The organism is Maribellus sp. CM-23, from assembly GCF_021354595.1.
Classification (GTDB): Bacteria; Bacteroidota; Bacteroidia; order Bacteroidales; family Prolixibacteraceae; genus Draconibacterium.
The window spans coordinates 199,882-211,866 of sequence record NZ_JADWYJ010000006.1 but is presented as its reverse complement, the minus strand read 5'-3'; the positions used below and the strand labels follow the sequence as shown (position 1 = coordinate 211,866).

General features: G+C 42.5%; 12 protein-coding genes. 5 read left to right on the top strand and 7 right to left on the bottom strand.

Translation table 11 applies throughout. The features are described from left to right. The first annotated feature begins 47 nt into the window (after nucleotides 1-47). Nucleotides 48-785 carry a phosphatase PAP2 family protein gene (locus INQ51_RS19620; protein ID WP_233379667.1) on the top strand — a complete coding sequence of 246 codons (738 nt, stop codon included), beginning with the start codon at nucleotides 48-50 and terminating at the stop codon, nucleotides 783-785. Here the strand turns inward: INQ51_RS19620 and INQ51_RS19615 are convergent. From INQ51_RS19615 to INQ51_RS19590, 6 genes are all read right to left on the bottom strand, one after another. Continuing rightward, nucleotides 757-2,007, bottom strand: a complete 1,251-nt coding sequence (locus INQ51_RS19615) for a tetratricopeptide repeat protein (protein ID WP_233379666.1) — start codon at nucleotides 2,005-2,007, stop codon at nucleotides 757-759. The two genes, INQ51_RS19620 and INQ51_RS19615, sit on opposite strands and share 29 nt — an antisense overlap. Nucleotides 2,008-2,172: 165 nt before the next feature. Further along, on the bottom strand, nucleotides 2,173-3,591 hold the full coding sequence (locus INQ51_RS19610) for a M56 family metallopeptidase (RefSeq protein WP_233379664.1): 1,419 nt from the start codon (nucleotides 3,589-3,591) through the stop codon (nucleotides 2,173-2,175). Next, nucleotides 3,575-3,970 carry a BlaI/MecI/CopY family transcriptional regulator gene (locus INQ51_RS19605; protein WP_233379663.1) on the bottom strand — a complete coding sequence of 132 codons (396 nt, stop codon included), beginning with the start codon at nucleotides 3,968-3,970 and terminating at the stop codon, nucleotides 3,575-3,577. The genes INQ51_RS19610 and INQ51_RS19605 overlap by 17 nt, the downstream gene beginning before the upstream one ends. Before the next feature lie 137 nt (nucleotides 3,971-4,107). Continuing rightward, on the bottom strand, nucleotides 4,108-4,797 hold the full coding sequence (locus INQ51_RS19600) for an energy transducer TonB (RefSeq protein ID WP_233379662.1): 690 nt from the start codon (nucleotides 4,795-4,797) through the stop codon (nucleotides 4,108-4,110). A gap of 184 nt (nucleotides 4,798-4,981) precedes the next feature. Then, nucleotides 4,982-5,665 (bottom strand): energy transducer TonB, encoded by a 684-nt coding sequence (locus INQ51_RS19595; RefSeq protein WP_233379661.1) that lies wholly within the window; start codon nucleotides 5,663-5,665, stop codon nucleotides 4,982-4,984. Between the two features lie 378 nt (nucleotides 5,666-6,043). Next, nucleotides 6,044-6,814, bottom strand: coding sequence for an amidohydrolase (locus INQ51_RS19590; RefSeq protein WP_233379660.1), 771 nt, complete (start codon nucleotides 6,812-6,814; stop codon nucleotides 6,044-6,046). Between the two features lie 229 nt (nucleotides 6,815-7,043). Here INQ51_RS19590 and INQ51_RS19585 point away from each other — a divergent pair, with 229 nt between their 5' ends. The 4 genes from INQ51_RS19585 (at nucleotide 7,044) to INQ51_RS19570 (ending at nucleotide 10,048) form a co-directional block, all read left to right on the top strand. Then, nucleotides 7,044-7,970, top strand: a complete 927-nt coding sequence (locus INQ51_RS19585; protein ID WP_233379658.1) for a glutaminase — start codon at nucleotides 7,044-7,046, stop codon at nucleotides 7,968-7,970. Nucleotides 7,971-8,158: 188 nt separating this feature from the next. Further along, the gene (locus INQ51_RS19580; RefSeq protein WP_233379656.1) at nucleotides 8,159-9,427 is read left to right on the top strand and encodes a metallophosphoesterase; all 1,269 of its coding nucleotides are present in this window, start codon (nucleotides 8,159-8,161) and stop codon (nucleotides 9,425-9,427) included. 56 nt (nucleotides 9,428-9,483) lie between these two features. Continuing rightward, nucleotides 9,484-9,714: a hypothetical protein gene (locus INQ51_RS19575; protein ID WP_233379655.1), complete on the top strand. Its 231-nt coding sequence runs from the start codon at nucleotides 9,484-9,486 to the stop codon at nucleotides 9,712-9,714. After that, the gene (locus tag INQ51_RS19570; RefSeq protein WP_233379653.1) at nucleotides 9,704-10,048 is read left to right on the top strand and encodes a type II toxin-antitoxin system PemK/MazF family toxin; all 345 of its coding nucleotides are present in this window, start codon (nucleotides 9,704-9,706) and stop codon (nucleotides 10,046-10,048) included. The genes INQ51_RS19575 and INQ51_RS19570 overlap by 11 nt, the downstream gene beginning before the upstream one ends. Nucleotides 10,049-10,134: 86 nt before the next feature. On the opposite strand, the gene INQ51_RS19565 is transcribed toward INQ51_RS19570, so the two are convergent. Beyond that, nucleotides 10,135-11,739, bottom strand: coding sequence for a fumarate hydratase (locus tag INQ51_RS19565; protein ID WP_233379648.1), 1,605 nt, complete (start codon nucleotides 11,737-11,739; stop codon nucleotides 10,135-10,137). Nucleotides 11,740-11,985 lie beyond the last annotated feature (246 nt).

The following is an 11,985-nucleotide window of genomic DNA, read 5'->3' as shown; positions in this document are numbered from 1 at the left end:
CCCACTTTCATTGTAGCTTTGAACAATACAAACCAACAAAAGCAAAAGTGAAGAAATTTGTATTCCGGAACCGTTTTTTTCTGGTTCCACAAGCATTGTTCATCGTAATAAGCCTTGTTTTTATCTCCTTTTTCTCCAAGGCTGAAATCCATCTTTTTCTCAACCAATTACACACTCCGGTTTTCGACCACTTTTTCAGGCTCGTCACTTACCTGGGGAACGGACTCTTCTACCTGGTTGTTTTCCTGTTTCTGATGCAGCGAAAGTTTAAATTCTTTATCGTGTTTATTACGGCCATATTACTAAGTAACCTGCTTGTTTTCGTTTTTAAACAAGCTTTGTTACCCGATATGTACCGCCCATCCAGGTATTTTGAATTGTATGAAACATACCGGCTGCATTTTGTTCAGGGAGTTAAACTGCATTCGATACGCAGCTTTCCTTCGGGACACACCACCACTGCGTTTACAGTTTTTCTGATGCTGGCAACACTCACAAAAAACAATGCCACTAAATTTTCCTTTTTTATGATTGCTTGCCTAACTGGGTATTCCAGGATCTACCTGTCGCAGCATTTTCTGATGGATGTTGTAGCGGGCTCGATTGTCGGGAGCGGAAGTATTATCCTCAGTTTCAAACTGTATAAATACTATAAAATGCCTTGGATGCGCAAATCACTCACTCGCTTGTACCGAAAGGCACGAAAGAAAAGAATTCCGGCACACGAAATGCCTGCCGGAATTTCTTTACAGGAAATTACTCTTCAAAAAAGAGATCTTCCTTGAGTTTTTCAATCCGGTCGAGGGCGTAAGAGATGTTCTTGCCGCCCTCTCCGGCTTCTTTGATGTATATATTATAGTAGTTTAGTGCCAGTGTTTTATTGGAGTTAAATTCCTCGTAAGTAGTGGCAATTTCAAACAGAACCTCCACTTTCTCCGGGTTTAGTTCCAATGCTTTGTTCAGGGCTTCAACCGACTCTTTGAACATTCGTTGCTGTCCGAATATTTGCCCCAAATGATGGTACATTTCAGCCACATAATCAGGTGTGGAAGCATCAATTGCCCATTGCATCAGTTTTCCGGCCTGTTCAAAATCCTTCATTTTTTTATAGCAAAGGCTTTGGTAATAGATGACCAATGCATCGTTCGGATTTAGCTGGTTCAGTTTATTGAAAATACCCAGCGCTTTGTCTTCAAAACCCGCAAAATAAGTGGCAATGCCGTAATTCATTTCGGTATCGTATTCCGGTTGTTTTTCCACTTTCATGTATTTTTCAAAATGAATCATGGCCGGGCCGTAACGTTTGGTCCGGTAGAGAAACATGGCTTTCTCCAGCAACAATTCAGGATCACCCGGAAACTGAATCATGCCTTTTTCAATGGTCGCCATAATCTGGTTCCCTTCTTTTTGCGGGTGGTAACAATTGATCAAATTCAGGTACGAAGTATAATCGCGCGGGTTGGCTTCCAGCACGTTTTCATACAAATAAACGGCCTGCTTGCGTTTAAAAACCTTAAACGCACAATAGGCCAACTGTTTATTCCAAAACACATTGGACGAATCGCGTGCATAAATGGTAGAAAATACATCGTAAGCTTTGTGGTGATCTTTCAGGTTAATAAACACACGGCCCAGTTTCCCAGCCAATACCAGGTCGTCGGGCGCCAGGTCAACCGCTTTTTGATAAAATGAAACGGCGTCCTGGTTGTTTCCTAAAATGGCAAAACTTTCGGCGGCTTCGCCCATCAATGTTACATTTTCCGGCTCGTACATCAGTCCTTCTGAAAATGCTGCCACAGCCTGCTGGTAATCCTGCAGGTTTTGATACACAACGCCTTTTTTCAGGTACAACTCTGCCGAGGGGGCTTTCTCCAGCTGTTTATTGATTTCAGCCAACGCCTTGGGATAGTTCTTATTTATAATCAGCTGGTCGACGGAATGCTGTGCCTGTGCAAAAACGGGAAACAACAGAAGACTGATCAGTATGTATTTAAACTTGTGTGTCATGTTTGAATGTCTATGTTCTGTTTTCTATCTGAAAGTCAATATCCAGCGTATCCGGCACCTTCAGTAACAGGGTTTAAATAATTTGTGGAATATCTTCTCCGCATTTCTGACCGATTTCAATATATTCGACAATCTTCCGATAAAATACGGCCAATATTCAACATTTTACTGCAATGCAAAATTGATTGGTACTGTGTAACTTACGTCTACAAATTTTCCCTTTTGTTTACCCGGTTTCCATTGAGGCAAGGTATTTACCACGCGTAAAGCCTCTTTGTCAAGCACCGGATCAACACCCCGGGCAATCCTTGCATCTTTTATGTAGCCGTCTTTTCCCACCACAAAAGTTACATATACTTTTCCCTGTATACCGTTTTCCTGCGCCAATACCGGATATTTAACTGCGTTAGAAATGTATTTACGCAAAGCAAGATCACCTCCCGGAAACTCGGGCATATCTTCTACAATCAAGAATACATCATCCGCGTCTTCACTTCCGATGTAAGCGGATTTTTGCGATTTTTCACTCCACATGTAGGTGCTTCCCAGGCTGTCTTTGGATACCCGGATGTTTCCGGCCGACAGAATTTTTTCAACTTTCTGAATGTCCACATCTTCGCCGGTAAGTTTTATTTTCCCGTCTTCAATCGACAGTTGCAGGGAAGCCGACTTATCAGCAGGTACTTCCATGTCTATTGTTTCTTTGTTCTCGCAGGCAAAAATGGTTACCAGCGCGATGATGCTAAAAGCACCTGCCACATATTTAATGTTGGCCAACTTCGATGATTTAATCTTTGAAATCATTTTAATGCGTTTTTTTATTAATGATGAGTTGAAATGATTGGCAACTTCGGGTTGCAGGCCCAGTGCCTGGTTAAGCAGCAACTGCTTGTAACGGGCCGCATTTACGCCTGAATTCAGTACGGCACGATCGGCTAAAAACTCGTGGTTTTCACGGATCACTCTTTTCAGCATCCACATAAACGGGTTGAACCACTGCAGAATGGTCAGTACTTCCAGGATCAGCACATCAAATGTGTGTCCCTGGCGGATATGTTCCATTTCATGGGCCAGCACTTCTTTGTAGTCCTTGTCTTCTCTCCGGTGTGGATTCACAAACACATAATTCAAAAAAGAAAAAGGACTCATTTCCGCTTCCATCAAAACAAACTTTATCTTTCCGCTTGTCTGAACCGGATTTTTACGGATCAATTTGAAAACCTGGTTTAACTTCAGAGCAAAACGAAGGGTAAAAAAGAGCAGCCCCAGCAAGTAAACAAACATTATAAGCCAGTTGGAACTGATGGTTTTTACAACGCTTCCGGATAAGTCCTGACCGTAAATGGTTACTGCCTCCATCAGGTTTCGGTAAGGAGTAACCGTAACCTCAGCCAGCATGATGGGTTGTGCCTCATACACCCGAAAATGCAGGAAAGGCAACAATACTGAAAATGCAACTGAAACCAACAGGAACAACCTGTTTAACCGGAAGAATGTCTCTTTTCTCAAAAACAGGATGTAAATGAGCGAGAGCATCGACAAACTGATGCCCGATTCCACCAAAAAGTTAACCGCGCTGTTCATTTTCTTCCGGATTTTCGTTTTCAAGATCACGCTTCACATCTTCCATCAACTCGTCCAGCTCCGAAATACTCATGTTGTCTTCGCGGGCAAAAAACGAAACCATTTCCTGAAAAGAACCGCTGAAATAATTGCGCATGAAGTTCTTCATAAACGACTGCGTGTATTCCTTCCTGCTTATCAAAGGGTAATATTCGTGGGTTTTCCCGTAAGCATTGTGCCCTACAAAACCTTTTCGTTCCAGTATCCGGATAATGGTTGACACGGTGTTATAGGCGGGTTTCGGTTCATCCATTCTCTCGACAATGTCTTTTACAAAAGCTTTTTCAAGCTTCCAGAGAAACTGCATTACCTGCTCTTCTGCTTTAGTTAATTCTTTCATGAATATTTATTTGATTTGTTATACGCTTGTTAATCCCCTACCCTTGATAACAAATATTATACCTAAAACTAAAGAGATAGTTTTTAAACTATCTCTTTAGTTAATTTATTGCTGAAATATCACTTTTCTTTCATTTTTTACTGAAGCTGAAAATTAATTACTGCTGTGTAATAAACCTTTACAGGCTTCCCCCGCTGTTTTCCGGGTTTAAACCGGGGCAAGCTATTAATTACGCGAAGGGCTTCGGCATCGAGCGAAGTATCTACCGGACGGGCAATCTCGGCATTAACGGCGCTACCATCTTTATCTACCACAAACTTTACGTATACTTTCCCCTGGATGCCGTTTTCCTGCGCAATCACAGGATATTTAACATGATCGCTGATGTATTTGTACAAAGCCCTGTCTCCTCCCGGAAACTCGGCCGGTTCTTCGATAATGTTGAAAAAGATTTCTTCCGCCACTTCTTCCTCTTCTTTTGTTTCGATAACCGGAGCCACGTTTATTACGGTGTTTTCATCGGCTTCGGTGTCTTCAATTTCGAGGTCGTCCTCAATTTGTACTTCATCGTCAACAATGTTCAGCACTTCAACCACTCGTGGCGGCGGTGGTGGTGGCGGAGGTTGTGTTTGTGGCTCACGGGTAATCGGGATAAATTCTTCTTCCACTGCCTGCGCTTCCAAAACTCCGAGCGATTCCGCTTTAGCGGGTTTAGTGGTCCACTCAAAAGCCACCAAGGTAACTCCGAGGGCCACCACCAGCCCAATCAAAAAGAGGGTGTTTCGTTTTCCCTCCAAATCAGCTTTAAACGTTTTTTTCTGTTCCATGATTTAATAATTACGGTTTAACAATACTCCGTTCAGTTTTGAAACCACTATAAACTAAATCTTGTAACTGATTTCATTGAGACAAACATATAACTAATTATTTAGTTCTCAAACTAATTTATTAGTTATATGTTTTACAATTTAAATTCAAAAAAGTTAAGTAATACATTAGTAATAAGATAGACTATTGTAACTGGAAGTAAATTACAGCAGTGTAGTACACCTTAACAGTCCTTCCACCTTGTTTGGCAGGCCGGAAACGAGGCAAGCTTTCAATTACGCGTATGGCTTCCGCATCCAGCGAAGCATCTCCGGCACGCCCCACTGTTACGTTAATCGCATCGCCGTTTTCATCCACCACAAAGTTTACATAAACTTTTCCCTGTACCCCGTTTTCCTGGGCAATAATGGGGTATTTCACGTGATCGCTGATGTATTTGTACAAGGCACGCTCGCCACCGGGAAATTCGGCAGGTACTTCAACTGTGTTCACAAAAATCTGTTCTTCGGGCTTATCTGCCGGAACCGAAGGAAACGCAGACAAATCAACAATTACAGGATCACCCGGTTCTCCTAAATCGAAGATTGGATCTTCTGCGATGGCAATTCCGTCGGGGATAATGTTGATGAGTTCAATGACCTTAGGCTTCTCCGGTTCCGGAGCTTGTTCTTTGGGCTCCCTCAAAACCGGAGGAATTTCATCTTCCACGAAATAAACAGGAGTTCCACTTGGTAGTTCGGCTTTCCGGGGTTTGGAAGTCCATTCGAATGCTGCAAAAACCAGCCCCAATGCTACTACCAACCCAATGAGAAAGAAGGTGTTTCGTTTTCCTTCCAAATCTGCTTTCAATGATTTTTTTCGTTCCATGATTCTTAAAAATTTGGTTTAACAATACTTTTACCGCTCAGTTTGTTATACCCTCTTTTCAAATCACTCAACCACTCACAGATAGTATATTAACATAAATCTGTAAGGAAGAATGACTGACTCACGAAAAAAATAACTTGAATTGAACCGATGATTTCCTGACTTTGTTTTCTGCAGGTTCTTTCAATTTAATTTAAACACTTTTTAACAATAACTGTGCCGTGCTTCGAAGTACAAGACGATATGAAAGAGAGCTCAGGATGGCTTGACATAAAGAAGGACAAAGAAGTTTATAAAACTACAGATAATCGATTGAGAATAGCTGTTGACAAGCCCTTACCAATCACAAGCAATTGTAAAAACAGCTACAAATTACGCTCACAGTTCAACTTTAAAGTGATCCCGGTCATCAAGTAACGGAAAGCTTTTCCTGAATTTATGGAGATCATCGTACGAAATTTCAAAAGTCTGCACACTTTCTTCTTCGGGTAGGAAATCAGCAAAGCCTTTGGGCGAAATGCAGGCTGAGTTTCCCAGGTAACTTAATCCGGCGCCGTCAGAGCCCGAGCGGTTTACCCCGATACAGTAGCACTGATTTTCGATGGCACGCGCCACCAGCAGGTTCTTCCACACATGATGCCGCGGAGACGGCCAGTTAGCCATGTAAATCAACACATCGTAGTCTTCGGCATTACGCGCCCACACCGGAAAACGAAGGTCGTAGCAAATCAGGGGGCAAAACTTCCATCCCTTGTATTCCACAATGGTTTTCGAGCGACCGGATGCATAATGAAGGTGCTCCTTCCCCATTGTATATAAATGCCGTTTGTCGTAACTCATTAAGTTCCCATCAGGGAAAACCCACACCGCCCGGTTGTAAGTCAGGCCTTGCTCTTCAATTATCACACTCCCCAGCACCGACGCATCCTTTTCCGCCGCCAGTTTCTTCATCCAGTTGATCGTGGGGCCGTCCATCGGCTCTTGTAACTTTTGCGGATTCATGGAAAAACCGGTCGTAAACATTTCGGGCAGCACAATCAGGTCTGTTTGAACATCCCCCTTTAGCAAACGCGAATATTTTTCCAGATTGGCTGCTGTATCTTCCCAAGTAATGTCGGGTTGAACGATGGTTATTTTTAGGTTTTCCATGGTATTTATTTTATCCTTTGCGCTCTTTATTTATGATAATTAAATTCCGGATACGCTACTCAACAGGCTGAACAAGTTCAACGTGTAAATTAACAATTATTCGGGTATTCCTTCTTATTTTCGTACAAATCCCGACAAAACTCATAATTCACAAGCACTGTGCTTTTTATCTTCACCTCCGTTAATCAGGAAACAAAACTGCGCGGCATCGTGCAAGAACAAAAACATAATGACCACAAGAATAGATTACGGCACCATCATCAGCGAGATATTTGAAGCGGTTAAAAACGAAGAAAACACCGGTGAAGTGGCACAGTACATACCGGAATTATCGGGGGTAGATCCGGAGAAATTCGGCGTTTATCTTACCACTCTTTACGGCAAAGGTTTTGGAACCGGCGACTGGGAAACCCGTTTTTCCATCCAAAGTATTTCAAAGGTTTTGTCGCTGAGCCTTGCTTACAGCATTTTGGGCGATAAAATCTGGGAACGGGTGGGTGTTGAGCCATCGGGTACGCCGTTCAATTCGCTCATTCAACTGGAAACCGATAACGGCATTCCGCGCAACCCGCTGATCAACGGAGGTGCACTGGTCATTTGCGACATGCTGATCAGCGAACTCAAGGATGCTCCGGTTGATTTTCTCGCCTTCGTACGCAAACTGAGCGGAAACCCCGACCTGGAGTATTCTGCCGGAATTGCCCGCTCTGAAAAGTCGGTGGGCTACCGAAATATTGCGCTTTGCAACTTTATCAAATCGTATGGGAACATCCGGAACGAACCCGACAAAGTGCTGGATTTCTACTTTAACATGTGCTCGCTCGAAATGAGCTGCCGCGAGCTGACGCAAACCTTCATGTACCTGGTAGATACGCATCATGTGTCCCGCAACAGTGCCTCTTTGCTTAGCATGAGTCAAACCAAACGATTAAATGCCCTGATGCAAACCTGCGGCTTTTACGATGAATCGGGTGAATTCTCGTTTAAGGTAGGACTCCCCGGGAAAAGCGGTGTTGGTGGAGGTATTGTGGCCATCCATCCCGAAAATTACTGCATTGCGGTGTGGAGTCCAAAACTCAACCTCAAAGGAAATTCGTACCGCGGCATGAAATTCCTGGAGTTGTTCACCACCCGCACCGAACTATCGATATTTTAAACCAACGAGGCTTGCGCACAAACAAACAGACCAATGTTTCCTGTTTGTTATTTGTCATTCACCAAAATGCAGGAATAGTGTTTACCCGTAACAACATTTTCAGAATAAACCTGTTTTTAGCAATGTAATAGTATGTAGTTTTAAAAGTTGAACCGTTTGAATCGCTAACCGAAAAGAATTACCTGTAAATGAGAGCCAGTATATTTTTATTGATTCCCCTGTTAATTTTTATGTTGCTCGTCGACTTTTATACATGGCGCGGCATAAAACCACTGATCGCCCGGATACGGATGAATCGAATTAAGTTATTGTTAACCACAACCTTCTGGGGAATTTCAATGTTAATTTTCGCAAGTTTTGTTGTGTTTATGCTGGGTATCAAGCACGTAAAACAATCGGAAGCATACCTTTACGCCGGCTACCTGATGGCAGGCTTTGCGCTCTTTTATTTTCCGAAGTTTGTGTTTATTGTCTTTGTACTGATCAAAGACATTCAACTGGGTATCCGCAAAATAATTGACTGGTTAAAAAAGAGTGTCAACAAAAAGGAAACAAAAGTTTATACGGGGAGAAAAATGGGGAGATCAGAATTTTTGTACCAAATGGGGCTGGCTTTAGCAGCCATTCCTTTTGCGTCCATTCTGTACGGAGTTACAAAAGGAAAATTCAATTTCAGGGTGATGCGCGAGAAAATCCGCTTCGAAAACCTACCGGTTTCGTTTAAAGGATTGAGAATCGTTCATATATCCGATATGCATTTGGGCAGTTTTAACCGAAAGTTTGACCAGGTTGCCAAAGCAGTAGAACTTATCAACGAACAGGAACCTGACCTGATTCTTTTTACCGGCGATCTGGTCAATAATTTTGCTGAAGAAACCAACGATTGGGCGCCTGTACTTTCTCAAATGAAAGCTAGCCTGGGGAAATATTCGATTTTGGGAAATCACGATTACGGCGATTACTCCGAATGGGAATCACCCGCTGAAAAGGCCAAAAACCTGGAAGCAATCAAAGGGTTTCATAAAAAAATGGGCTTTCGCTTACTGCTAAACGAATCTGAAAACATTCGAATCAACGGCGAAGAGATTGCATTGATTGGAGTTGAGAATTGGGGAAAACCACCCTTCCCGCAACACGGAGATTTAAAGAAAGCGACGGCTGAAACGGATGCGAATCAATTCAAACTATTAATGAGCCATGATCCTTCGCACTGGGATGCCGAGGTTTTAGATAAAACCAATATTGATCTTACTTTTTCGGGACACACACACGGAATGCAGTTTGGCATCGAGCGTGCCGGAATAAAATGGAGCCCCGTTCAGTACAAATACCCGCGTTGGGGAGGCCTTTATAAAGAAAACAAGCAATACCTGTATGTGAACCGGGGTTTTGGCTACATTGGTTTTCCGGGAAGAATTGGAATGCCACCCGAAATTACGGTAATCGAGTTGATTTAAATGCCTTGTATCACATCAAAAAAAGAAGTACTTTTGGTATATACAATTTTACATCAATGAAAACAGTATCATTGAAAATAGACGACACAATTTTTGGGGATACGGAGGAAATTCTCCGAAAAATTAAGAAACCAAGAAACCGATACATCAACGAAGCATTGGAATTTTATAATAAAATTCAGAAACGCCGTTTGATTGAGGATAGATTAAAAATGGAGTCGAAACTGGTAAAAGATGATTCCATGACTGCTTTAAAAGATTTTGAGGAAATTGACAATGTCGATTAAGCAATTTGAAATATGGATTGCCGATTTAAATCCTCAGATTGGAACAGAAACCGGAAAAACAAGACCGGTTTTAATTATTCAAACCGACTTGCTAAATAAAATTCCACATCTTTCGACGATCGTCTGCCCCATCACAACAAATATTCATAAAGAATCACAAATACTTCGGGTCCATCTAAAAAAAGGTCAGGCCGACTTGCACGAAGACTGTGATATCATGATTGATCAGATCAGGGCTATCGACAATAAACGATTGATTAAACGAATTGGAAAACTGCCCAATGATCTTGTTGATCAGATAAAAGAAAATATTTCAATTGTATTGGATTTATAGTCTGACATTTTTTCTTAACACCTGCTGAGAAACAAAAAACCGCTCTCCAAACGAAGAACGGTTCCTGATATCATATAAAAAATCTATTACAGTGCTTTAAAGAAGTCGTTTCCTTTATCATCCACAATAATAAAAGCAGGGAAATTCTCCACTTTGATTTTGCGAACAGCTTCCATCCCCAATTCAGGGAAATCCACTACTTCAACCGATTTGATGCTGTTTTTAGCCAGAATTGCAGCCGGTCCGCCAATTGATCCCAGGTAGAAACCTCCGTGCTTCTTACACGCGTCAGTAACAGCTTGCGAGCGGTTGCCTTTGGCCAGCATAATCATCGAACCACCGTGATCCTGAAATTCATCCACATACGGGTCCATACGTCCTGCAGTGGTTGGCCCAAAACTTCCGGAAGCCATGCCTTTGGGTGTTTTGGCAGGTCCTGCATAATACACCGGGTGATTTTTGAAATATTCAGGCATTGCTTGACCTTCATCCAGCATTTTTTTGATTTGTGCATGCGCAATATCGCGCGCAACAATCAAAGTACCGTTCAGATTCAGGCGGGTTTTGATCGGGTATTTTGTAAGCTCCTTCAGCACTTCTTCCATCGGACGATCAAGATCAATATCTACTGCGGGCTGCATAGCCGGAGCCTTTGAAGGAAGGAAGCGTGCCGGGTTTTTCTCCAGTTGTTCCAGAAAAATTCCGTCTTCTGTAATTTTGGCTTTTATGTTGCGGTCGGCACTACAGCTAACTCCCAAACCAACCGGGCAAGATGCTGCGTGGCGCGGTAAACGAATCACCTTAACGTCGTGTACAAAGTACTTTCCGCCAAACTGAGCACCTACGCCACTTTCCTGGCAAATCTTTGTCACTTTTTCTTCCCACTCCAGATCACGGAAAGCTTGTCCGCCTTCGTTTCCTTCGGTTGGTAAATGATCGAAATAACCCGCCGAAGCTTTTTTTACGGCAGACAGCGTAGCTTCAGCCGAAGTTCCGCCAATTACCAGTGCCAGGTGGTAAGGAGGACAGGCAGAAGTACCCAGATCCATAATTTTATCTTTTACGAATTTGGTCAGGTTTTCTTCGGTCAGCAACGATTTGGTTTGCTGATACAAGTATGTTTTATTTCCCGAACCACCACCTTTTGTCAGAAAAAGAAATTCGTATTTATTACCCTGCTCGGCATAAATATCGATCTGTGCCGGAAGGTTGGTACCTGTATTTTTCTCGTCGAACATCGTAAAAGGAACTACCTGAGAATAGCGAAGGTTCCGCTCGTCATAAGTTTCAAAAATTCCTTTTGATAAATATTCAGCATCGTTTGCTCCTGTGTATACATCCTCGCCTTTTTTCCCAAGTACAATAGCCGTTCCGGTGTCCTGACAAGTTGGAAGTTCACCTTCTGCCGACACTGCCTGGTTCATCAACATGGTGTGTGCCACAAAGCGGTCGTTATCGGTTGCTTCCGGATCTTCCAGAATTTTGGCCAGTTTTTCAAGATGAGCAGCACGCAGGTAAAAAGAAACATCAGAAAAAGCTTCTTTTGCCAATACTTCCAATGCTTTCGGCTCCACCTTTAAAATCTTACGTCCGTCCACTTCAACCGTAGAAACATAATCTTTGGTAATTAAGCGGTATTCGGTATCGTCTTTTAAAATCGGAAATGGTTTTTGATATTTAAAATCTGCCATGGTAAAATCGGTTTAAAATGAAATTTCTTCAAAGATAAAACTATTCGTTGGTTTGTCTTTCTTTTAAACTTTTACTGACCATAAATTTAAAATAAATCAAGGCTCGCAATTTACCATTGAATGAAAATCAGCAGTCTGAGATACGAGTCATTGCCGGTGTGGCTGTTAATCCTGACGGCCAGAATTTGCCCAATAAAAAAGATCTGCCAGCAGTTCCCTATAGAACTGACGACTGGCCGGGCACAA